Genomic DNA, 23,904 nt, shown 5'->3' with positions numbered 1-23,904 from the left:
ATGGTTATCTTTGCAGTGGAAATGATCTGAGAAATGACACTCGTAATAGTTGTCATATTGCTAATCGCCTATGTGCTAATTGCCACGGAGCTCCTGACAAAAGTCAATAAGGCTGCTGTTGCTGTATTTGCAGGAACGGTGGGTTGGATATTGTACATCTGCTACGGCACCGACTTCGTGATGAGTCAGCACCCTAATGATTATTTCGATTTCTTGAGTGGCGCCGTTCCCACAAGCAGTGTTGTCAAGGAGTATATCGCCCAGGATGTCTTTCTCAAATACGTTGGCCGCGGAGCAGAGATAGTGCTCTTTCTGCTGGCCACGATGACCATTGTAGAGATACTCCACAATAATGGTTGCTTCGACTTCGTCTCCCAGTTGCTGAAGACCCGTCGCAGCCGCCGACTGTTGTGGGCACTGTCGATAACCACCTTCATCATTTCAGCCAACCTGGACAACCTCACCACCACGGTGATGATGCTGACGGTGATGCGCAGGGTGGTGCCCCAGTTGCGCATGCGCCTCTATTTCGGCGCGGCCATAGTGCTGGCAGCCAACTGTGGCGGAGCACTCACCGTAATCGGCGACCCCACAGGTCTCTTCCTCTGGAACATGGGCCATGTCACCCCCACAGCCTATTCGTCGGCGATGGCGCTGCCCTGCCTCACGGCTTGGCTGCTGCCCACCTGGTGGATAGGCAGAAGCCTGCCCGAAACGACTGATACCGAATGGGTGACGATGCCCTATCGTGGCGACGACACCCGTCTGAATATATGGCAGCGGCTGCTGATGCTCTTTGTGGGTATCGGCGGTCTGTGGTTTATCCCCACCTTCCACCGTATCACCAAACTGAGCCCTTTCCTCGGCGCCTTCTGCGTGCTGGCGGTGCTGTGGGTAGTCAATGAAATCTTCAACAGGCGTCTGATAGACACTGACGAGATGATGCAGCGTCGTGTGCCTCGTGTGCTGCAGTATGGAGTGATACAGATGATGCTCTACATCATGGGTATCATGCTGGCAGTGGGCGTGGTACAGGAGACGGGAGCCGTGGGCTGGCTCGTGGCACAGCTCGACAACTACGTGGGAGCCACCTGGGTGGCTGGCACGCTGGCTGCGGCGCTGAGCACGGTGCTCGACAGCTTCACTTCGGCACTTACCTTCTTCACCATCGGCAAGAGCAACGGGCTCAACTCAGACTATTGGAGCATGATAGCCTATTCGACCGCCGTGGGTGGCAACATCCTCTGTGTGGGGTCGCTGAGCGGAGTGGCATTCCTCAAGACCGAGAACGCCAGGGTGGGGTGGTATATCTCCAATGTAGGCTGGAAAGCCTTCGTAGGCGCAGCCTTGGGTCTGGCGGTCATGATAGTGATGTAGAACGAAATAGAAACAACAATATAGATTATGGCAAAAATTAAAACAATCGGAATCCTTACATCCGGAGGCGACGCCCCCGGAATGAACGCCGCCATCAGAGCGGTAACCCGTTCGGGTATCTGTAACGGTTTTAATATCAAAGGTATCTATCGTGGTTATGATGGACTCATCAATGACGAGGTGGTTGACTTCACTACCGAGAACGTGAGTGGTATCATCATGTCGGGCGGTACGATACTCAAAACTGCCCGCTCCAAGGAATTCATGACTCCCGAAGGCAAAGCCAAGGCCTATGAGACCCTGCAGAAAGAGGGCATCGACGCCCTGGTGGTGATAGGCGGTAACGGTTCGCTCACCGGCGCTATGGATTTTGCACGCGCATACGATGTGTGCTGTGTGGGTCTGCCCGGTACCATCGACAACGACCTCTACGGCACCGACTCGACTATAGGTTACGACACCACGATGAACACCATCGTAGAGTGCGTGGACCGCATCCGCGACACAGCGCAAAGCCATGAGCGCATCTTCTTCATCGAGGTTATGGGACGCGATGCCGGCTTCCTAGCACAGAACAGCGCCATCGCCTCGGGAGCCGAGGCTGCCATCATCCCTGAAGACTCTACCGACGTAGACCAGTTGGCACAGTTCATGGAGCGTGGTATCCGCAAGTCAAAGCGTTCGTGCATCGTCATCGTCTCTGAGAGTCCCAAGTGTGGTGCCCTCTACTATGCCGAGCGTGTGCGCAACGAGTTCCCCCAGTATGATGTGCGCGTTTCCATCCTCGGCCATCTGCAGCGTGGCGGTCGCCCCTCTGCCCACGACCGTATCCTCGCTTCGCGTACCGGTGTGGGCGCCATCCAGGCTATCATGCAGGGTCAGCGCAACGTGATGGTTGGCGTGCGCAACAATGAGATTGTCTATGTGCCGCTGTCGGAAGCCATCCGCTCTGACAAGCCTTTCGACAAGTCGCTCATCAAGGTGCTCGACGAATTGAGTATATAATATAATAATGTAGAACATATTAACACAATCAGCTTATGTCACAGATAAATGGACGCATCTCACAGATTATCGGCCCGGTTATCGACGTATACTTCGATACCCACGGCGAGGATCCGGAGAAGGTGCTCCCAAAGATTTATGAGGCGCTCACAGTGAAACGCCCCAATGGTGAAGACCTCATCATCGAGGTCCAGCAACATATCGGTGAAGATACTGTACGCTGTGTGGCTATGGACAATACCGACGGACTGCAGCGCGGCTTGGATGTCGTGGCTACGGGAAGTCCTATCACCATGCCTGCCGGCGATCAGATCAAGGGCCGTATGATGAATGTTATCGGTAAGCCTATCGACGGTATGGAGAAGCTCGATATGCAGGGCGCTTATCCTATACACCGCGAGGCTCCGAAGTTTGACGAACTGTCTACCCACAAAGAGATGCTGGCTACCGGTATCAAGGTTATCGACCTGCTCGAACCCTACATGAAGGGTGGTAAAATCGGACTCTTCGGAGGTGCCGGTGTAGGTAAGACAGTGCTTATCATGGAGCTTATCAACAACATCGCCAAAGGACACAACGGATACTCTGTGTTTGCCGGAGTGGGAGAGCGTACGCGTGAGGGTAATGACCTGCTGCGCGATATGCTCGAAAGTGGTGTGATCAAGTATGGAGAAGCCTTCAACAAGGCCATGGAAGAGGGCAAATGGGACCTCTCTCTGGTTGACAAGGAAGAGCTGGCAAAGAGTCAGGCTACCCTTGTCTATGGACAGATGAACGAGCCGCCTGGGGCACGTGCCTCTGTGGCTCTCTCAGGTCTTACTGTGGCCGAAGAGTTCCGCGACCATGGTGGCAAGGACGGCGAAGCTGCCGACATCATGTTCTTCATCGACAACATCTTCCGCTTTACTCAGGCAGGTTCTGAGGTTTCGGCTCTCTTGGGCCGTATGCCTTCGGCAGTGGGCTATCAGCCTACGCTGGCAAGCGAAATGGGTGCGATGCAGGAACGCATTACATCGACCAAGAACGGTTCTATCACCTCTGTACAGGCCGTCTATGTGCCTGCCGATGACTTGACCGACCCCGCTCCAGCCACTACTTTCTCTCACCTCGATGCTACAACCGAGCTGTCGCGTAAGATAGCCGAGCTGGGTATCTATCCCGCCGTTGACCCGCTGGGCAGTACCTCGCGTATCCTCGACCCGCTGATTGTGGGCAAGGAACACTATGACTGCGCACAGCGTGTAAAGCAGTTGCTTCAGCGTTATAACGAGTTGCAGGATATCATCGCCATCCTCGGTATGGACGAGCTTTCCGATGAAGACAAGCTCACCGTTAACCGCGCCCGTCGTGTACAGCGCTTCCTCTCACAACCCTTCGCTGTGGCAGAGCAGTTTACCGGTCTGCCAGGCGTGATGGTGCCCATCGAAGAGACCATCAAGGGTTTCAATGCCATCCTTAATGGCGAGGTAGATGACCTGCCCGAGCAGGCGTTCCTCAATGTGGGAACTATCGAGGATGCCAAGGAGAAGGCCAAGAAACTCCTGGCTGCGGCTAATGTATAAGATGTGATTAATAACAAGTATCTATATGCTGACACTTAAGGTAATTTCTCCTGAAAAAGTGGTTTTCACCGGCGAGGTGGAGAGCGTTACCGTGCCCGGAACCCTCGGCGCGTTTGAGATACTGGTGGACCATGCTCCGCTAATCTCTTCGCTTGAGTCTGGCGTGGTGACCTATCTCCCCAAAGGCGGCGAGAAGGCACAACTGAACATTATGGGCGGTTTTGTAGAAGTTCAGAAGAATGAGATTAGTCTGTGCGTAGAAGTATAATACTGAAATAGAATACAAATGGAAACTCAAAAGAACGAGATAGACATCCGCTACTGGAAGTACATACGCCAGGGAGTGACACTTATGGCAGTATTGTTCTTCCTGACCTTGGTTCTCGCCATGAGCTATCCCTCGGTGACGCTACCTCTCATCGTGAGTGCCGTCTATGCACTCTTTGTCGAGATAGGGGCGGTCACGGCGTGGCGCAAGGTGGCTACCGAGGCTCCCGACAGTCTGCCCTCCGTGTTTCTGGCCATTTCGGGTGGCCGCTTCATGCTGGCGCTGGTCGTGATGTTTGTCTACTTCCTCCTCGTCGGCAAGACCGGCAAGGGCGATATGCTCACCTTTGTCCTCATCTTTGCCGCATTCTATCTCAGCGCTGTTCTACACCACACGCTGTTCTTTACGCATAAGCATAACACAGATGCGGAAAAGAAACCGTAGATTACATTTTATATGATGAATATGAAACAGATTAGAACAATCATCCTCCTGCTGGCGCTTGTCATGCTCCCCCTGGCAACTATGGCCAATGAGGGGGGCAAGGAAGAAAAGCTGGATATCCCCGAGACCGTATTGGAGCACCTCTCTGATGCGTATGAGTGGCACATAGCCAGTTACGAGGGGCGTTCGCTCAGTATTCCATTGCCCATCATCGTCAGAAGCGGCGCCACGGGTGAGTGGTTTGTTGGCACCGAGCACTCGCTGCCCGCGCCATTCTTCTTTGATGCCACCCATCATGGCAAGATTTATGAGAAGATGCCCGACGGGACCACCGAGCGCCCTCTGGATTTGAGCATTACCAAGGTGGTGCTGCAGATATGGATAGCCGTGGTTGTCCTGATAGTGATTTTCACCTGTTGCGCTCGTTGGTATCGTCGTCATGATACCCTTAGCGAGGCGCCGAAGGGATTTGTAGGGGCGATGGAGCTCATCGTGATGACCATACATGATGATGTGGTGAAGTCGTCGATAGGAGAAAAGGAGTACAAGCGCTTTGCGCCATATCTGCTCAGCGCCTTCTTCTTCATCCTGACCTGTAACCTCGTGGGACTGGTGCCCTTCTTCCCCGGCGGTGTCAACGTGACAGGCAATATCAATATCACCCTCTTCCTGGCGGTATGCACGATGCTGGCCATCAACCTCTTTGGCAACAAGGAGTATTGGAAAGACATATTGTGGCCCAATGTGCCAATCTTCCTGAAGGCCATTCCATTGATGCCCATCATCGAGATTTTCGGCGTATTTACCAAGCCGTTTGCCCTGATGATTCGTCTCTTCGCCAACATGATGGCAGGTCACGCCGTGATACTCAGCTTCACCTGCGTGATATTCCTGGGATGGACAATGGGCGTGGGCTTCGGTATCGGACTTAACATCTTCAGCGTCCTGATGCTCCTCTTCATGAACTGTCTGGAGCTTCTGGTTGCCTTCGTACAGGCCTACGTCTTCACTCTGCTGAGCGCTGTCTTCATAGGGCTCGCCCACAAGGAAGAAGAGGCCGAATAGAACATGTATATATAATAATGTATAGAACAAGAGAATATTAACAAAACAATTAACAACTAATAAACATTACAACTATGATTATTTCAACTTTATTGGCCGAGGGTCTGGCACAGCTGGGCTGCGGTATTGGTGCTGGTATTTCAGTTATTGGTGCAGGAATTGGTATCGGTAAGATTGGCGGTCAGGCTATGGACGCTATCGCACGTCAGCCCGAGGCTTCAGGTAAGATTATGACCAACATGATTCTTACTTCTGCTTTCGTAGAGGGTTGTGCGCTTTTCGCCATTGCAGCCTGTGCGTTTCTTATCCACTAATAGAAAGGACAGAGTATAATGAATTTGCCATCAATACTGACGCCTGATTTAGGACTGCTGTTCTGGATGGCACTGGCGTTTCTGGTGGTGCTCGTATTCCTTGCCAAGTATGCGCTGCCGGCGATAGTTGGTTCGGTCGAAGGCCGTAAGCAATTTATCGACGACAGCCTGCGCAAGGCCCACGAGGCCACCGAGCGTCTGGAAAATGTCAGACAAGAAGGCGATGCCCTCCTGCAGGAAGCTCGCGCTAAGCAAGCCACTATCCTTCAGGAAGCCGGTGCTGCCCGTGACGCCATCGTCGAGAAGGCTCAGGGTCAGGCCCGCGAAGAGGGTGCTCGTCTACTCTCTGAGGCTCGTCTGCAGATAGAAAGCGAACGCCAGGGAGCCATGCGCGGCATACGTACACAGGTCGCCGAGCTCTCTGTAAAGATAGCCGAGAAGCTGCTGCGTGAAGAATTGTCTGACAATGCCAAACAGATGGAACTGATAGACCGCCTGTTGGACGATATTCCTCAAAATAAAGTAAACTGATAAAGCTATGGATTTAGGAGTGATATCTGTGAGATATGCCCGTGCGCTTCTCAAGAGTGCCACAGCGCTGAAAATCGAGGATAGCGTGTGCCAGGACATGATGTGCCTTGGTCGTAGCTATATCGAGGTTCCCCAGCTTCGCACGGCTATTGCCACCCCCATGCTCCAGCCTGAGAAGAAGGAACTGCTGCTCGTTACGGCAGCCGGCACCGAGCCCACCGAGCTTACCCGCCGCTTCCTCAAACTTGTGCTGAGAGAGGGCCGCGACAACGCTCTGCAGTTTATGGCTGCCTCTTATGTTACACTTTATCGTGAGCAGAAGAATATCACCTGTGGCAGGCTTATCACCGCTACTGCCGTGACTCCCGCTATCGAGGACAAGATGCGGCAGATGGTGGAAAGCAAGACTCGTGGAACTGTGGAATTCAATACTGAGGTCGACCCCGACATCATCGGTGGGTTCATACTCGAATATGACACCTATCGCATGGATGCCAGTGTGAAGACAGGACTCAGGAAGATTCTCGCAGAGTTAAAGTAATTATCTAAATTAACAGGTTGTCTGTCCCGGCGTCCATGCCGGCAGACAGCTCATTAAAACAAATCAACATGTCAGATAAAATAAAACCAAGTGAGGTGTCTGAGGTTCTGCTCCGCCAACTCAACGAGGTTACCAGCAACCAGCAGTTCGAAGAGGTAGGCACCGTGCTTACCGTCGGTGATGGTGTGGCCCGTATCTACGGTCTGCGTAATGCTGAGGCCAACGAGTTGCTTGAGTTTGAAAACGGTACTATGGCTATCGTGATGAACCTCGAGGAAGACAATGTCGGTTGTGTGCTTCTCGGTCCTACCGCCGGTATCAAGGAGGGACAGACAGTCAAGCGTACCCACCGTATTGCATCCATCCGTGTCAACGACAACTTCCTTGGACGTGTAGTCAATCCTTTGGGCCAGCCTATTGACGGTCTTGGAGAGATCGATCTCACCGAGTCGTTTGAGATGCCGCTTGACCGCAAGGCTCCCGGTGTTATCTACCGCCAGCCTGTAAAGGAACCGCTTCAGACCGGACTCAAGGCTGTCGACTCGATGATACCTATCGGCCGTGGCCAGCGTGAGCTTATCATCGGCGACCGTCAGACTGGAAAGACCGCCATCGCTGTCGATACCATTATCAACCAGCGTAGCTTCTACGAGGCTGGCAAACCCGTCTATTGCATCTATGTAGCCATCGGTCAGAAGGCCTCTACAGTAGCCGCATTGGTGCAGAACCTCAAGGAACATGGCGCGTTGCCTTATACCATCATCGTCAGCGCTACCGCCGCCGACCCTGCCGCCATGCAGTACTATGCTCCCTTTGCCGGAGCCGCCATCGGCGAGTACTTCCGCGACCGTGGCCATTCGGCTTTGGTAGTCTATGACGACCTCTCCAAGCAGGCCGTTGCCTATCGTGAGGTATCACTCATCCTCCGCCGTCCTTCCGGCCGCGAGGCTTACCCTGGTGATGTGTTCTATCTGCACTCTCGACTGCTCGAGCGTGCAGCCCGCATCAACAACCAGCAGGAGGTTGCCGAGAAGATGAACGACCTGCCCGAGTGTATGAAGGGCCATGTGCGTGGTGGAGGTTCACTTACCGCCCTGCCTATCATCGAGACCCAGGCCGGCGACGTTTCGGCATATATTCCTACCAACGTGATTTCCATCACCGACGGACAGATATATCTCGAGACCGACCTCTTCAACCAGGGTTTCCGTCCTGCCATCAATGTGGGTATCTCTGTATCCCGTGTGGGTGGTTCGGCACAGATCAAGAGTATGAAGAAGGTAGCCGGTACGCTGAAGATAGATATGGCGCAGTATCGTGAGCTCGAGGCATTCTCCAAGTTCTCGAGCGATATGGACGCTGTGACTGCCATGACCATCGACCGTGGACGCAAGAACAACCAGTTGCTCATCCAGCCCCAGTATTCACCGATGCCCGTGGGCGAGCAGGTGGCTATGCTCTACTGTGGTGTGCATGGTCTGCTCCACGACGTACCCGTAGAGAGTGTCCGCCAGTGTCAGGACCAGTTCCTCGACCAGCTGCGCTCTCAGCATCAGGATATTATCGATACCCTTGCCGAAGGTAAGATTGACGATACCATCACCCACACCATTGAAGAAGTGATGGCAGGCGTCGCCTCGTTGTATAAAGCATAATAGCGTATGGCTTCACTGAAAGAGATAAAGACCCGCATAGCCAGTGTCAATAGCACCCGTAAGATTACGAGTGCCATGAAGATGGTTGCGTCGTCCAAACTTCACCATGCTCAGGTTGCCATCCAGAATATGCTTCCCTACGAAAACCTTCTGGAGCATATCCTCAAGTCGTTCCTCGTTTCCACCCCCGAGGCCACAAGCCTCTTCGAGCAGCGACACAACGAGGTGAAGCGCGTGGCCCTCGTGGTCTATTCGAGCAACAGCTCTCTCTGCGGTGGCTTCAATGCCAACGTGCTCAAGGTGATGGAGCAGATAGTTGCCGAGTATCACGACCAGGGCATCACCGATATCGTGGTCTATCCCATAGGCCGAAAGGTGGCTGAGCGCGTGCAGAAGAGAGGGTGGACCTCGGCAGGCGACTTCGTGGCTCTTGCCGACAAGCCCAACGCCCGCGACTGTGCCCTCATCTCGCAGGAGCTTACCCGCAAGTATGCTGCCCACGAGATTGACAAGGTCGAATTGGTCTATCACCATTTCAAGAGCGCCGGTTCGCAGATTCTTACACGCCGTACGTTCCTGCCCATCGACCTCTCTACCGAGAAGATTGGTGTGATGAACGACCGCGACCTTACCTCCAATGTGGCCACAGCCAAGGCGCAGGAGTATCTGCGTAAGCGCGACAAGCAGCGTCAGCATGTAGTGACCGAGGCAAAGCCCCTCAACGACAACTTCCTGGTCGAGCCCAATCTGGAGTATGTTCTCCAGGCGCTGGTTCCCAAGTTGCTCAATCTGATGGTCTATACCGCCTTGCTCGACAGTATCGCCTCCGAGCATGCCGCCCGCATGGTGGCCATGCAGACGGCTACCGACAATGCCGACGAGCTGCTCCGCCAGTTGCGCCTGCAGTACAACAAGAGCCGACAGGCTGCCATTACCAGCGAACTTCTTGATATCGTAGGTGGGTCGGTCAACAACTAACCATCCACCACCGATATTCTGCAAACAATAAAGCGTGAGACCTTCCACCACCGTGGATAGCGTCTCACGCTTTTGGTTGATATGCCCCGTTGTCAACGCAGAGATGCAGCAACTTGCATCAACCTCAGTTCTCATGCCGCATAAGGTGTGAGAGACCTCTTTCCCCATCATCTTTGCATGCCCCGGCCATCCCGTTAGCCTTTTTTTTCTGCACCAGGTAAAAATATACGGATGGCCGGGGCATTGTGTCTGATTTTTTTGCTAATTTTGTTGAGCCGTCCAGTGTTGCCATGAGGTTCGCAGCGCGCCTCACGCCTCCCGACGGCATCGCCACACCCCGTATGGTCACACCTTATTATATATAGTATGCAACAACTCATCTCCTTATACCGCCAGTGGCGCGGAGCCGAGCCCGCCCATGTAGAGCAGTTGGCTGGCGCCGGCAGCAATCGTGTCTACTATCGTTTTACCGATGCCGACGGGCTCACGGTGATAGGCGTTGTGGGCACCAGCCGCGACGAGAACCATGCCTTCATCAGCCTTACCCGTCATTTCTGCAACCGCCAGCTGCCCGTGCCTGCCATCCTGGCTGTGGCCGACGACGAGCTGCGCTATTTGCAGACCGACCTGGGCTCCACCTCCCTTTTTGACGCCCTTAGGGGCGGTCGCGAGGCTGGCGGACGCTACACCCAGGCCGAGCGCCAGCTCCTTGTGCGCACCATCCGCCAACTCCCCAACATCCAGTTGCGCGGTGCGCGCGGCCTCGATTGGTCGGTGTGCTATCCGCAGCCCGAGTTCAATGAAGAGAGTGTGCTCTTCGATCTCAATTACTTCAAGTACTGCTTCCTCAAAGCCACCGAGCTCGACTTTCATGAGCTCAAACTCGAAGCCTGCTTTCGTATGTTCGCCCGCGACCTTACCTCCGAGCCGTCCGAGAGTTTCCTCTACCGCGACTTTCAGGCACGCAACGTGATGCTCGATGACGATGGCAATCCCCATTTCATCGACTACCAGGGTGGCCGACGTGGTCCCTACTATTATGACCTCGCCTCCTTCCTCTGGCAGGCGTCGGCGCGCTATCCCGCCAAGCTCCGCCGCGAGCTGGTCTATGAGTATTACCAGTCGCTGAGCCAGTATACCGAGGTGCCGTCTGTGCGCCACTTTGCCGAGCGGCTCTCCCTCTTCGTGCTCTTCCGCACCCTCCAGGTGCTGGGAGCCTATGGCTTCCGCGGCTATTTTGAGCGCAAGCGCCACTTCATCGACAGCATCCCCCCAGCCATCGACAATCTGCGCGAGCTGCTGCGTGTGCGCCACCTCTTCCCCTATCCCTACATGATGGATATGCTCGAGCGGCTCACCCTCCTTCCTGCCTTCACGCGGATAGAGCAGGCGGCAGCCAACCGTGCCGACGGCTTCCGCACCGCCGACACCAATGTCTACGCAGCCCACCCGCAGGACGGCCCCGCCACCTTCTCCAAGTACGACGGCAAGGGCCCGCTCGTGGTGCGTGTCTTCAGCTTCTCCTATCGCAAGGGCATACCCGCCGACGATAGTGGCAATGGCGGAGGATATGTCTTCGACTGTCGCAGCACCCACAACCCCGGGCGTTATGAGCCTTACAAGAAACTTACAGGCCTCGACGAGCCCGTCATCCGTTTTCTCGAGGACGACGGCGAGATACTTACCTTCCTCGACAGCGTGTATCGGCTTGCCGATGCCCATGTAGAGCGCTATCTGCAGCGCGGCTTTACCGACCTCATGTTCAGTTTCGGATGCACCGGAGGCCAGCACCGCAGCGTCTACAGCGCCCAGCATCTGGCAGAGCATCTGCACGACAAGTTTGGCATCGAGGTGCGCATCTGCCACCGTGAGCAGGGCATCACCCAGACCCTCGTCCGCAAGTAGGCGACCCTCCCTCCTCCCTTGCCGATTATCCCCATACGCCTCGCTGCCACAGCGGGGCGTTTTTTGATTATGCCCTTTCTGCCCGCCTTCATCTACAACTTGAGTTCGGGGCGTGAATTATCCAGTTCGGGGTTTGCAACCCATAATGCAAGGCGTGAAATACTGAAATCACACCACGCAATATACATGGACGCCACCTCGGCAGACTTTCGCCCGATGCCCGACGGGATAGGGTAGACTGGGGCAGTGCCGACTATAGCCGGCAGCCCTCTCTGCCCTGCTGCGCCCTGCGCCGTGGTGGCGACTGCATGGCAGAAAAAAAACTGCCCCGCCTTTGCTTTATATCCCAATTTTGTATAACTTTGCATTCGGTTGGCAGGAGGCACACGCTTGTGCCTCTTCGCCATTTTAATAGGACTAAAAGTAGTAGAAATGGAATATATGTCACAAGAGGGCTACGACAAACTGGTAGCCGAACTGCGCGAACTCGAACTTGTCAAACTGCCAGAGGTGCGCGAGGCCATCGCCGAGGCGCGCGACAAGGGCGACCTGAGTGAAAACTTTGAGTATCATGCCGCCAAGCGCGAGCAGGGTCGTCTGCTCGGCCGCATCCGTTTCAAGCGTCGCGTCCTCGAGAATGCCCGCGTCATCGACCGGTCTGCCATCCGCCACACGGGTATCGGACTGCTCAGCGTGGTCACGCTTACCAATGTGGCCAACGGTGCCCACATGACCTACGCCATCGTTAGTCCCCACGAAGCCAACATGAGCGAAGGCAAAATTTCGCTCAAGTCGCCTATCGCCCAAGCCCTGCTCAACCACCAGGCCGGCGACACGGTCGATGTGAGCGTGCCTGCCGGCAAGATTACCTTGCGTATCGACGAGGTGACCCTGTAGCCGCCGCTGCTTGGTGCTGATAACCATGCAGCCTTCGGCGCTGCGCCGCTCCTGCCCGGCGGTCGGAAAAATGGTGGTGGCGGGGCAAATAATTCTATCTTTCTTCTTCTTTTCCCAGATTTTGGCGTAACTTTGCACTATGATGCAAGCAATGATTTTTGCCGCCGGACTGGGTACGCGCCTCAAACCATTGACCGACACCATGCCCAAGGCGCTGGTCGAGGTGGGAGGCGAGCCGCTCATCAAGCGTGTCATCCTGAGGCTCAAGGAGGCCGGGTTCACCCGCGTGGTCGTCAATGTGCACCATTTCGCCGACCAGATTGTAGACTATCTCGCCGCCCAGCAGGGCTTCGGTATCGACGTGCGCATCAGCGACGAGCGCAGCCAGCTGCTCGAAACCGGCGGTGGCATCAAGCATGCCGCATCTCTCTTCGACACCACTTCCCCCATTCTTATTCACAACGTAGACATACTGAGCAATGTCGACTTGCGCCGTTTCTACGACAGCGCCCAGGGCGATGCCACGCTGCTGGTAAGCCCCCGGCAGACCAAGCGCTATCTGCTCTTCGACGCTGCCCGCGATTGCCGGCTCATGGGGTGGACCAATATAGACACCCACGAGGTGCGCTCGCCCTATGCCGACCTGCAGGTCGATGCCTGCGAGCCCTACGCCTTCTCGGGCATCCATGTCTTCAGTCCGCATCTCTTCCCCCATTTCGACGAGATGCCCGACAGGTTTGGCATCATCGATTTCTATCTGCGCTATTGTGAGTGTTGCTCCATACACGGATACGTGAAGCGCGACCTCAGGCTGATGGATGTGGGCAAGATGGAAACCATAGCCCAGGCCGAAGAGTTTCTCAAGACACTATAAACCACAATAATATTCAGTATAATGCAACAGAAGATAGTAATTCTCGATTTCGGTTCACAGACCACGCAGCTTATCGGCCGCCGTGTGCGTGAGCTCGACACCTTCTGCGAGATACTGCCTTACAACAAGTTCCCCAAGGACGACCCCTCTGTCATCGGTGTCATCCTGAGCGGTTCGCCCTATTCGGTGCACGACCCCGAGGCTTTCCAGGTAGACCTGAGCCAGTTCATAGGTCGTCTGCCCGTGCTTGGCATCTGCTACGGAGCCCAGTTCATCTCCCATACTCTGGGTGGTAAGGTAGAGAAGGCCGACTCGCGTGAGTATGGCCGCGCCCATCTGCAGACAGTAGATACCCACAATGCCCTCTTCAAGGGCTTTGAGCAGAACTCACAGGTATGGATGAGCCATGGCGACACCATCACTGCCATCCCCGAAGGCTTCGAGGTGATAGCCTCGACCGCCGATGTGAAGTATGCTGCCTATGCCAGCACCAAGCAGCCTGTCTGGGCTGTGCAGTTCCATCCCGAGGTGTTCCACTCGGTACAGGGAACGCAGTTGCTGCGCAACTTCGTGGTAGACATCTGCGGCTCACGTCAGGACTGGAGCGCCGCCTCGTTTGTAGATACCACCGTGGCTGAGCTCAAGCGCCAGCTGGGCGAAGACCGCGTCATCCTGGGTCTCTCCGGCGGTGTCGACTCGTCGGTGGCAGCCATGCTGTTGCACCGCGCCATCGGTTACAACCTCACCTGTATCTTCGTAGACCACGGCATGCTGCGCAAGAACGAGTTCTCCGATGTGATGAATGACTACAAGTGTCTCGGTCTCAACGTGGTGGGCGTCGACGCCAGCGACAAGTTCTTTGCCGACCTTGCCGGCGTGACCGACCCCGAGCAGAAGCGTAAGATTATAGGCCGTGATTTCGTCGAGGTCTTCAATGCCGAGGCCAAGAAGATAGAAGGCGCCAAGTGGCTGGCTCAGGGAACCATCTATCCCGACCGTATCGAGAGTCTCAATATTACCGGCAAGGTCATCAAGAGCCACCACAATGTGGGTGGACTGCCCAAGGAGATGCATCTGCAGCTCTGCGAGCCTCTGCAGTGGCTGTTCAAGGACGAGGTGCGCCGTGTGGGCCGCCAGTTGGGTATGCCCGAGCATCTCATCACCCGTCATCCCTTCCCTGGACCGGGTCTGGCTGTGCGCATCCTTGGTGATATCACCCGCGAGAAGGTGCGCATCCTGCAGGACGCCGATGACATCTACATCCGCGGTCTGCGCGAGTACAAGGTTCGTCTCTCCGGCGAGGAGGCACGCAAGGTGCTGGCTGCCGGAGTGCCCGCCCAGATGACCGACGGTGAAATCGAGGTGTCGCTCTACGACCAGATTTGGCAGGCAGGCACCGTGCTGCTCTCTACCGTGCGCAGCGTGGGCGTGATGGGCGACGAGCGCACCTATGAGCACCCTGTGGCTCTGCGCGCTGTGACCTCTACCGACGCCATGACTGCCGACTGGGCTCATCTGCCTTACGACTTCATGGCTCGTGTGAGCAACGAGATTATCAACAAGGTGAGAGGTGTCAACCGCGTCTGCTATGACATCTCGTCCAAACCACCTTCGACCATCGAGTGGGAGTAAGCTCACCACTCACGTATCGCTATAGGGAAGCCCTACTGCTTATGGGCAGGGCTTCCTTTATCTACAAACCTTCAAAGACCTGTTGACAGACAAATGCAAAAGACCATTATCCTTACAGCGATACTGCTCCTGTTGCCCCTGATGGCGATGCGGGCGCAGAACCGTACGTTCATGCTCATGGAGCAGAACCCTGAGTATGGCCAGCAGTACTGGTTCTCCAGTGGTGTGGGCAATGAGTTGGACTGTGACAAGATTAAGCAGCACTGGAACAATGACCGCTATATCACCGCAGTGGCCTATACCGAGAACGGATGGTCGGTGGCCATGAGCAAGGACTCCAAATTCAGCAATCAGTCTTACAAGTATTCGGGCGATTTCCCCCGTGACTGGATCAAGGAAAAGTGGGACGCTGGCTACTATATTACTGCCATCACTTGTAATCAGAGTAAGTGGTTTGTGGTAATGTCTAAGTACCAGGGTTACACCGATCAGAGCTATAAGCATGCCACGCTGAGCGAACTCAAGACCTGGTATGACCAGAAGCGTAGCGCGGGCTACTTTCTTACCCAGGCCACTTACAGCTCGGGCAAATGGTGGTGGGTAGTAACCCGTGGCACCAATATAGAGACTCAGGGCTATACTTGGGCTACCGACGGCGATGTGGGCAGCGAGGTGAAGAAGATTTGGAACCAGGGTTACCGTCTGCATTTAGTCGAATATGGCGGTGGACAATATCTCCTGGCTTATGGCAAACTGAAAGGGCGTACTCCGCAGCAGGCATATAACATAGATTGTAACGGCGTGACGGCTTGGCTTAGCAAAAACTGGGATAATGGCATGAAGCTACACTATATAGGTGGTGGCAACCCGGAGAGCCAACCGTCTAACAATGTCGCTTCTAACCAGAGTAACAATGGATACTCTACCACCTATCAGCCTGGTAGCAACAGCTGGCGCGAGGAACTGCCTGGCGGTGGCTTTAGGCAGAACACCCGTCAGGCCGATGGCTCTATTATCTCTATTACATCTACTCCCTGTTTGTGGTGTCATGGCACCAAGGTATGTGGTATCTGTCATGGGCTCGGTGGAACTTACGGCCGTGCCTATGGTGGCATGTGGTATCCCTGTAAGAGTTGTGCCGGAAGCAAGGTGTGTCAGAATTGTCATGGTCAGGGGTATAGTACCTTTACCAGTACGGTCTATCCAGATGGCAGTGGGGTAGGGTACGACCAGAACGGGCGTGTCACCGTGACCGACGGGCGTGGTGGGGGCAGCGGAGGCAGTCGTTCGTCATCGCGCGACAACGGGCGCAGCAGCAACCGCCGTGGTACCTGTCCCAAGTGTGGTGGCACGGGCTACGACCCTGTTGCCCATCAGTACGCAGCTGGTTCGAGTATGGCCCCTTATCACAATTCGGGCGGCACTACCTGCTATATCTGCAGCCGAGCTACCGACCATTACCATTATCGCTGCCTGGAGTGTAAGCGACATTAAGGCGCCCTTCGATATTATAAGCGACAAGTGGATGGCGAACAGTCAGTGTCAATAGGCTGACTGTTCGCCATTTGTTTTTTGTGGATAGCTTCAACTGGATGGCGCGAGGGAGTGGGCTGCCCCATCATTTGAGGCGCGTGGTTATCTTTGTAGCGACAGGGGTTGTATCTCCAGATGCTTGTCGGGGCGTATGTAGATGTTGCGCACCAGCCATGTATGCTTCATCTCGGCGTCGTCCATCCATACGTAGGTGGTGGTGAGCGGGGCGGCTACCATCAACCGGTTGGTGGCGGGGTCGGCAAAGCGGTAGGGGATGTCGCTTACGTTCTTCAGCGCCACCTCTATCTTGCCCTTGCGCGTGCGTCCGGTCTTCTCGGCGGTCACCGATGCGCGCAGCAGTGGCTCGACATACTCCTTGCGGCCGGCGAGCGTATTGTCGGAGTAGGCCACTGAGCGGCGGGCGAAGAGTGCTTCGCGGATGGCAGCCACGCTGTTGTCGCGGGCAAAGATGAGCGTCATGGGACGATGGGCGCGCTTCAGGTCGAAACGCCAGGCGATGGGCCAATGGCAGTCGGTGGCGCCGATGGGCGTCAGATTGTAGTCGTAGACATAATCGATGGCGCGCGGGTAGAACTCGAAGTCGTTGAAGATTTCTACGCCATGTATGCGTCCCTTCTTGATTTGTCCGATGAGCCACTGCGAGAACTCGCTGTCCTTGTCGGGCCATCCCGGGTGGTTGGCGGTCACCCACACGCTGTCGGCTTGAGCCACAGCCAGCACACTGTCGGCCTGGTGTGCGGTCACGTCGTCGGTGCGGGGGAAGTAGCGGTTGTTGTCGGTGGTAAACAGGAGGTTGATGTGCCCCACGTCCTTGAAGTTGGCCCTCCACGCCATGCTCGTGAGCTCGGCGCCGCGTATCAGCGTGATGCCTCTGTCCTCGGCGTCCTTCACCGCCTGCAGATGGGAAATGTTGCCGTCTGGGTTCTTATTGTATCGCGGCATGGGCTGATGGTCTGTGAGCGCTATAGCGTCCAATCCCTCCTGATAGGCTTCCCAAACTCGGAAGTAGGGAGCCACTCCACCGTCGCTCTGATGCGTGTGCAGGTGCAGGTCGGCCTTGATGGTGCGGTAACCGAGGATGTCGGGAATGTGGATGGTACCTCGCTCATGCGGATTGAGGTATCCCTGGAACGTGCGGTACTGGATAGTGTCTGTCTGGGCTATGCCCGGCAGTGTGGCAGCCATCGCGGCAGCCAGCAAAATCATTTTTTTCATGAAATGTAAAAGGTTAAATGAATTATAGGTAAATGGCGGCTCCATCAGTACATGAGCCGTCTATGCCTGTTGGTGGATTAGTGTCTATTTTTTATCCTTGAGCAAGTCGCGGATTTCGGTAAGCAGTTTCTCTTCGGCAGAGGGTGCTGGCGGAGTGGCTGGCTTTGCCGGCTCTTCGGCCTTCTTGCGTGCCAGATGGTTGATGCCCTTGACCATCATGAATATACACAGTGCGATGATGACAAAGTCGAAGGTGGTCTGGATGAAGTTGCCATAGTTGATGGTGGCTGGCTCGAGCTGCTCTATGCCCAAGTCCATGGTGGGCAGCGTCACCTTGAGGTCGGAGAAGTTTACGCCGCCTATAAGCCAACCTATTGGAGGCATAATGATATCATCGACGAGCGAAGATACGATTTTGCCGAATGCGCCGCCGATGATAACACCGACAGCCATATCTACGGCATTTCCCTTGACGGCAAACTCCTTGAATTCGTTGATAAATTTACTCATAATGTTGCTCTTATTATTAATAATGTGTATGATAACACTTGAATTTTGCAAAGTCGAGTTGTCAGTATTGCCCTCCACGGTTCCCAGCCTTATGAAAATCTCGGGCAAGATGCTTTTTTTAATTTATTTAATACTCGTTTCGACTGCAAATATAGGAAATAATTTGTACCTTTGCGCCTGTAATAAAGAAAATTTGCATCAGAGCAATAAAATATTTACATAACCCTTTTAATTAAGTAAAAGTAAAATGACTAAAATTGGTATTAACGGATTTGGCCGTATCGGTCGTTTCGTATTCCGCGCAGCTCAGACTCGCGATGACATCCAGGTTGTAGGTATCAATGACCTCTGCCCCGTAGACTACTTGGCTTACATGCTCAAGTATGACACTATGCACGGTGCGTTCAAGGGCACAATCGAGGCTGATGTTGAGAACAGCCTTCTGATTGTAAACGGTCAGAAGATTCGTGTTACCGCTGAGCGCAACCCCGCTGACCTGAAGTGGAACGAGGTTGAGGCTGAGTACGTAGTTGAGTCAACTGGTCTCTTCTTGACTCAGGAGAAGGCTCAGGCTCACATCCAGGCTGGTGCTAAGTACGTTGTTATGTCAGCTCCTTCAAAGGACGCTACTCCAATGTTCGTATGCGGTGTAAACTTCGACAAGTACGTTAAGGGTACTCAGTTCGTATCTAACGCTTCTTGTACAACTAACTGTCTCGCTCCTATCGCTAAGGTTCTGAACGACAAGTTCGGCATCACCGATGGTCTGATGACAACTGTACACTCTACAACTGCTACACAGAAGACTGTTGACGGTCCTTCTATGAAGGATTGGCGCGGTGGTCGTGCTGCTTCTGGCAACATCATCCCCTCTTCTACAGGTGCTGCTAAGGCTGTAGGTAAGGTTATTCCTGAGCTCAACGGCAAGCTGACCGGTATGTCTATGCGTGTTCCTACTCTCGACGTATCAGTAGTTGACCTGACTGTAAACCTCGCTAAGCCCGCTACATACGCAGAGATTTGCGCTGCAATGAAGGAGGCTTCTGAGGGTGAACTGAAGGGTGTTCTGGGTTACACTGAGGACTCTGTAGTATCTTCTGACTTCCTCGGTGATACTCGTACTTCTATCTTCGACGCCAAGGCTGGTATCGCTCTTACCGATACATTCGTAAAGGTTGTATCTTGGTATGACAACGAGATCGGTTACTCTAACAAGGTGCTCGAGCTCATCGCTCACATGAAGAAGGTTAACGGTTAATTGATAATCGTAGACATAAGTACAGGCCGTCCAGCATTGCTGGACGGCTTTTTTTATACCCTTGTGTGAGCCCAGGGGCATCTCGGTGGTAAAAATCAGGGCGATTTATTTTGTATTTTTATTGGTTTGCATTACCTTTGTAGCAGATAGACAGCCCTTTGGCCTTGATGAGAGGTGTAGTGTAAGCAGGGCGAAGCTGTCGCAGAAAGAAGCAAATGCAGAAGATGATTACCATATTGGGTCCTACGGCGTCGGGCAAAACCAGTCTGGCTGCCGCCCTTGCCGCGCGTATCGATGCCGAGATTATCAGTGCCGACTCGCGTCAGGTGTATCGTGGCATGACCATCGGCACGGGCAAAGACCTCGACGACTACCGTCAGGGCGACCGCGTGATACCTTACCACCTGATAGATATTTGTGAACCCGGTACCAAGTATAACCTCTTCCAGTATCAGCAGGACTTCCACCTTATTTATAATAATATAGTGGCGCGCGGGGTGCGTCCTATTCTCTGCGGAGGTACGGGTCTCTATATTGAGAGTGTGCTCAAGGGTTACGCCCTGTCGCCCGTGCCACAAAACCAGGCATTGCGTGATGAGCTGGCAGACAAGTCGCTCGCCGAACTCACCGAAATGCTTGAAGACCTGAAGCATCGCAACCATTCGGTGATGCACAACCGGACTGATGTGGACACCGCGCAGCGCGCCATACGCGCCATAGAGATAGAGACCTATAATCTCGAGCACCCCACAGACAACCGCACGCTGCCACCCATAGACTCGGTCATCATCGGAGTGGACATCAATCGCGAGGAGCGTCGCCGCAAGATAACGCAGCGTCTCAAGCAGCGCCTCGAAGAGGGTATGGTCGACGAGATACGCCAGTTGCTCGACCGTGGAATCGCCCCCGAGAATCTTATCTACTATGGTCTGGAATACAAGTTCGTCACCGAGTATGTCATCGGCAAAACCAGTTACGAGGAGATGTTCCGCCAGCTTGAGATAGCCATCCACCAGTTTGCCAAGCGGCAGATGACATGGTTCAGAGGTATGGAGCGCCGCGGCTTTACCATCCACTGGATAGATGCCCTTGACCCCATGGACAGCAAGGTGGCACAGATTATGGACATAGCACATATACAGCCCTAATATAAATAATGTAGAGAAATGGCAGTCAACGAAAACAAATGGGGAGTCATCTATTGCCCCAAACACACTTTCCGCAACAAGTCGCGATGGGATGTCATCGAGCGAGTGTTGCGTGCCCATCGCATAGACTATGACTATGTGCACAGCGAGAGTGCAGGTAGCGTGGACAGATTGGTCAAGATGATGGTCAACAACGGTTACCGCACTATCATCATCGCCGGTGGCGACTCTGCCCTCAACGATGCCGTCAACAGCCTGATGCAGTTTGACGCCGAGGTGCGCCAGCGCGTCTCTCTCGGTGTTATCCCCAATGGTACGATGAATGACTTTGCCCATTACTGGGGTTTCCGTGAGGGCGAGGTTGAGCAGACTGTCGACTGGCTCTGTCAGCGCCGCGTGCGCCGGATTGACGTTGGCCGCATCAACTATCGCAACCGGCATGGCGAGGCTTGTCACCGCTACTTCCTCAACTGCGTCAACGTGGGACTTATTGCCGCCATCATGAATATGCGCAGTCAGACGCGCCAACTCTTGGGTTCGCGCACCCTGTCATTCATCTTCTCCTTTATCCTCATGATATTCCAGCGTCTGGAGTACAAGATGCGTCTGCGTATCAATGATGACAAGATAGAACGCAAGGTGATGACGGTGTGTGTGGGCAATGCCCTTGGCTACGGACAGACTCCCAACGCCGTGCCCTACAATGGCCTGCTCGATGTGTCGGTGGTCTATCATCCCGAGATTACCCAACTCTTTGAGGGATGGTATCTCTTCCTGCGCGGCAAGTTCCTCAACTCGCGCAGCGTTCATCCCTACCGCACGCGCGAGGTAACTTTCGACGAGATATCCCAGTCGCTGGTTAGCGTCGATGGCCGTCTGATGAACAGTCCCATGGCTCCCCTCAAGGTGAGGGTAGAGCAGGAGGTCATCAACTTTCTCATCCCCGAGTAGGCGATAACTCCCACACTCAGAATAACGCAAAGGCATGCCCTATATATAATAGGTGGCATGCCTTTGTTGGTATATTTCATCGGCGGAAATGACATCAACTCTCGGGCGGTTATCTATAATACTGCCGAATTTATTGTTTTTTTGCAAATAGTTTATGAAAAATTTGCTTATCTGCATGGAATGTAGTATTTTTGAATGAGCATAAGCGAGCGCTCGTCGCTTGCTTCTAAAAACGAACAACTATTAATTAAATCTTGACATAAGTTTATGAGTTATCTTAAGTTTGAGAAAACTCTTATGACTAACCTCGAAGAGTCGTTGCCAAAGGAGTTGCTACGCACCAACCGCTCGGGAGCCTACTCGTGTTCCACCGTGGTAGAGTGTAACACTCGCAAGTATCATGGACTGCTTGTCGTGCCCGTTCCCGAGCTCGACGACGAGAACCATGTACTGCTTTCGTCGCTCGACGTGACAGTGATACAGCATGGAGCCAAGTTCAACCTGGGTCTCCATAAGTATCAGGGCAACAACTTCAGTCCCAAGGGTCATAAGTATATTCGTGAGTTTGATTGTGACAAAGTGCCCACCACGCTGTATCGCGTCGGTGGCGTAATTCTGAAGCGCGAAGTGGTGTTCCAGCATTATGAGGACCGCATCCTTATCCGCTACACGCTGGTAGATGCCCACTCTGCCACCACGCTGCGTTTCCGTCCGTTCCTGGCTTTCCGCAGTGTGCGCCAGTTTACCCATGAGAATTCGGTGGCTTCGCGCGAGTATTTTCAGGTAGACAATGGCATCAAGACCTGTATGTATGCCGGCTACCCCGACCTCTATATGCAGTTCTCCAAGAAGAACGAGTTTCACTTCGTTCCCGACTGGTACCGCGGAGTCGAGTATCCCAAGGAGCAGGAACGTGGCTACGCTTCCAATGAGGACCTCTACGTGCCCGGATATTTCGAGATGAACATCAAGAAGGGCGAGAGCATCGTCTTTGCCGCTTCCACATCGCAGAGTAAAACCTCCGGTCTGAAGCGCTTGTTCGATGCCGAAGTCGAAGAGCGCACCCCGCGCGACAACTTCTTCCACTGTCTCGTCAATGCCGCCCACCAGTTCCATATCCATGAGAAGAACGACGACCGATATATCCTTGCCGGCTATCCTTGGTTCAAGAGCCGCGCCCGCGATACGTTCATCGCACTGCCCGGTCTCACTCTCTCCATCGAGGAAGACGAGTACTTCGATCTGGTGATGAAGACTGCCGAGGTGGCGCTGCGCGAGTTTATGGAAGGCAAGCCCATCACCAAGCATATCTATGAGATAGAGCAACCCGATGTGCCCCTCTGGGCTATCTGGGCCATCCAGCAGTACGCCAAGGAGTGTGGCCGCGAGAAGTGTGCCAAGAAGTATGGCGCCCTTGTCATCGATATTCTCAAGTATATCGAGAGCGACGGCCATCCTAACCTCAAGCTCCACGACAACGGCTTGCTCTATGCGCAGAGTTCGCATGGCGAGGCCATCACCTGGATGAACTCCGTGGCCAACGGTCGTCTCGTTGTTCCCCGTACAGGCTACATTGTCGAGTTCAACGCCCTGTGGTACAATGCGCTGCTCTTTGGAGCCTCTCTTCTTGATGAGGGCAATGCCGTGCGCGAACACCTCCAGGCTGTTGCCGCCAATGCCAAGCAGTCATTCCTCGATACATTCCTCAATGAGTATGGCTATCTCTACGACTATGTCGATGGCTATATGGTCGATTGGAGTGTGCGTCCTAACATGATTTTCCCCGTAGCTTTTGACTATTCGCCCCTCAATCAGGAGCAGAAGAAGAGCGTACTTGATATCTGTACCCGTGAACTGCTCACGCCCAAGGGTCTGCGTACGCTTTCGCCCAAGAGTGGTGGCTACAACCCCATGTATGTAGGTCCTCAGTCACAGCGCGACTATGCTTATCACCAGGGTACGGCATGGCCTTGGCTCGGCGGCTTCTATATGGAGGCTTGTCTGCGCCTCTACAGGCGCACCCGTCTGAGCTTCATCGAGCGCCAGATGGTGGGCTACGAAGACGAAATGTCCAACCATTGCATCGGAACTATCCCCGAGCTCTTCGATGGCAACCCGCCATTCCAGGGCAGAGGCGCTATCTCGTTTGCCATGAACGTGGCAGAGATTCTCAGGGCAATGGAGTTGCTGGAAAAGTATTCATATAAATAATAGGAGGAC

The 23,904-nt window shown here is 54.2% G+C and carries 22 protein-coding genes; 20 read left to right on the top strand and 2 right to left on the bottom strand.

The genetic code is table 11. The features are described from left to right. Positions 1 to 33: 33 nt before the first annotated feature. From CIK94_RS09635 to CIK94_RS09555, 16 genes are all read left to right on the top strand, one after another. Positions 34 to 1,377 (top strand): SLC13 family permease, encoded by a 1,344-nt coding sequence (locus CIK94_RS09635; protein WP_094385094.1) that lies wholly within the window; start codon positions 34 to 36, stop codon positions 1,375 to 1,377. 27 nt (positions 1,378 to 1,404) lie between these two features. Continuing rightward, on the top strand, positions 1,405 to 2,382 hold the full coding sequence (gene pfkA / locus CIK94_RS09630) for a 6-phosphofructokinase (protein WP_022311582.1): 978 nt from the start codon (positions 1,405 to 1,407) through the stop codon (positions 2,380 to 2,382). A gap of 35 nt (positions 2,383 to 2,417) precedes the next feature. Then, positions 2,418 to 3,944: a F0F1 ATP synthase subunit beta gene (gene atpD / locus CIK94_RS09625; protein WP_022311581.1), complete on the top strand. Its 1,527-nt coding sequence runs from the start codon at positions 2,418 to 2,420 to the stop codon at positions 3,942 to 3,944. A 25-nt stretch (positions 3,945 to 3,969) separates the two neighbouring features. Further along, positions 3,970 to 4,212: an ATP synthase F1 subunit epsilon gene (gene atpC, locus CIK94_RS09620; RefSeq protein ID WP_022311580.1), complete on the top strand. Its 243-nt coding sequence runs from the start codon at positions 3,970 to 3,972 to the stop codon at positions 4,210 to 4,212. Between the two features lie 18 nt (positions 4,213 to 4,230). Then, on the top strand, positions 4,231 to 4,656 hold the full coding sequence (locus CIK94_RS09615) for a hypothetical protein (RefSeq protein WP_022311579.1): 426 nt from the start codon (positions 4,231 to 4,233) through the stop codon (positions 4,654 to 4,656). 21 nt (positions 4,657 to 4,677) lie between these two features. Further along, positions 4,678 to 5,721, top strand: a complete 1,044-nt coding sequence (atpB, locus tag CIK94_RS09610; RefSeq protein ID WP_094422968.1) for a F0F1 ATP synthase subunit A — start codon at positions 4,678 to 4,680, stop codon at positions 5,719 to 5,721. A 74-nt stretch (positions 5,722 to 5,795) separates the two neighbouring features. Continuing rightward, positions 5,796 to 6,035, top strand: coding sequence for an ATP synthase F0 subunit C (locus CIK94_RS09605; RefSeq protein ID WP_022311577.1), 240 nt, complete (start codon positions 5,796 to 5,798; stop codon positions 6,033 to 6,035). A 15-nt stretch (positions 6,036 to 6,050) separates the two neighbouring features. Next, a complete protein-coding gene (gene atpF / locus CIK94_RS09600; RefSeq protein ID WP_094385096.1) occupies positions 6,051 to 6,566 on the top strand; it encodes a F0F1 ATP synthase subunit B in 516 nt (171 codons plus the stop codon). A gap of 7 nt (positions 6,567 to 6,573) precedes the next feature. Next, the gene (locus CIK94_RS09595) at positions 6,574 to 7,107 is read left to right on the top strand and encodes a F0F1 ATP synthase subunit delta (RefSeq protein ID WP_022311575.1); all 534 of its coding nucleotides are present in this window, start codon (positions 6,574 to 6,576) and stop codon (positions 7,105 to 7,107) included. A 68-nt stretch (positions 7,108 to 7,175) separates the two neighbouring features. Beyond that, a complete protein-coding gene (gene atpA, locus CIK94_RS09590) occupies positions 7,176 to 8,762 on the top strand; it encodes a F0F1 ATP synthase subunit alpha (RefSeq protein ID WP_094385098.1) in 1,587 nt (528 codons plus the stop codon). Positions 8,763 to 8,768: 6 nt separating this feature from the next. Continuing rightward, positions 8,769 to 9,740 carry a F0F1 ATP synthase subunit gamma gene (locus CIK94_RS09585; RefSeq protein WP_022311573.1) on the top strand — a complete coding sequence of 324 codons (972 nt, stop codon included), beginning with the start codon at positions 8,769 to 8,771 and terminating at the stop codon, positions 9,738 to 9,740. 366 nt (positions 9,741 to 10,106) lie between these two features. After that, positions 10,107 to 11,645, top strand: a complete 1,539-nt coding sequence (locus CIK94_RS09580) for a phosphotransferase (protein ID WP_094422855.1) — start codon at positions 10,107 to 10,109, stop codon at positions 11,643 to 11,645. A 432-nt stretch (positions 11,646 to 12,077) separates the two neighbouring features. Beyond that, on the top strand, positions 12,078 to 12,542 hold the full coding sequence (gene greA, locus CIK94_RS09570; protein ID WP_094422851.1) for a transcription elongation factor GreA: 465 nt from the start codon (positions 12,078 to 12,080) through the stop codon (positions 12,540 to 12,542). A 139-nt stretch (positions 12,543 to 12,681) separates the two neighbouring features. Further along, the gene (locus CIK94_RS09565) at positions 12,682 to 13,416 is read left to right on the top strand and encodes a nucleotidyltransferase family protein (RefSeq protein WP_094422849.1); all 735 of its coding nucleotides are present in this window, start codon (positions 12,682 to 12,684) and stop codon (positions 13,414 to 13,416) included. Between the two features lie 21 nt (positions 13,417 to 13,437). Continuing rightward, a complete protein-coding gene (gene guaA, locus CIK94_RS09560) occupies positions 13,438 to 15,048 on the top strand; it encodes a glutamine-hydrolyzing GMP synthase (protein ID WP_094422847.1) in 1,611 nt (536 codons plus the stop codon). 93 nt (positions 15,049 to 15,141) lie between these two features. Beyond that, a complete protein-coding gene (locus CIK94_RS09555) occupies positions 15,142 to 16,542 on the top strand; it encodes a hypothetical protein (RefSeq protein ID WP_094422845.1) in 1,401 nt (466 codons plus the stop codon). A gap of 141 nt (positions 16,543 to 16,683) precedes the next feature. Here CIK94_RS09555 and CIK94_RS09550 read toward each other — a convergent pair whose 3' ends face one another. Together CIK94_RS09550 and mscL are read right to left on the bottom strand one after the other, a co-directional pair. Beyond that, positions 16,684 to 17,817: an Sb-PDE family phosphodiesterase gene (locus tag CIK94_RS09550; RefSeq protein ID WP_158215110.1), complete on the bottom strand. Its 1,134-nt coding sequence runs from the start codon at positions 17,815 to 17,817 to the stop codon at positions 16,684 to 16,686. Between the two features lie 84 nt (positions 17,818 to 17,901). Then, a complete protein-coding gene (gene mscL / locus CIK94_RS09545) occupies positions 17,902 to 18,327 on the bottom strand; it encodes a large-conductance mechanosensitive channel protein MscL (protein ID WP_094422841.1) in 426 nt (141 codons plus the stop codon). 247 nt (positions 18,328 to 18,574) lie between these two features. On the opposite strand from mscL, the gene gap reads away from it, so the two are divergent. From gap to CIK94_RS09525, 4 genes are all read left to right on the top strand, one after another. After that, positions 18,575 to 19,585, top strand: coding sequence for a type I glyceraldehyde-3-phosphate dehydrogenase (gene gap / locus CIK94_RS09540; RefSeq protein ID WP_022311563.1), 1,011 nt, complete (start codon positions 18,575 to 18,577; stop codon positions 19,583 to 19,585). Between the two features lie 224 nt (positions 19,586 to 19,809). After that, on the top strand, positions 19,810 to 20,733 hold the full coding sequence (miaA, locus tag CIK94_RS09535; RefSeq protein WP_094385182.1) for a tRNA (adenosine(37)-N6)-dimethylallyltransferase MiaA: 924 nt from the start codon (positions 19,810 to 19,812) through the stop codon (positions 20,731 to 20,733). 18 nt (positions 20,734 to 20,751) lie between these two features. Then, the gene (locus CIK94_RS09530; protein WP_022311561.1) at positions 20,752 to 21,684 is read left to right on the top strand and encodes a diacylglycerol kinase family protein; all 933 of its coding nucleotides are present in this window, start codon (positions 20,752 to 20,754) and stop codon (positions 21,682 to 21,684) included. Between the two features lie 267 nt (positions 21,685 to 21,951). After that, positions 21,952 to 23,895, top strand: a complete 1,944-nt coding sequence (locus CIK94_RS09525) for a glycogen debranching enzyme N-terminal domain-containing protein (protein WP_022311560.1) — start codon at positions 21,952 to 21,954, stop codon at positions 23,893 to 23,895. Positions 23,896 to 23,904 lie beyond the last annotated feature (9 nt).

Source organism: Prevotella sp. P4-51, assembly GCF_002251455.1.
Taxonomy (GTDB): Bacteria; Bacteroidota; Bacteroidia; order Bacteroidales; family Bacteroidaceae; genus Prevotella.
This window is presented reverse-complemented; position numbering and strand designations above follow the sequence as displayed.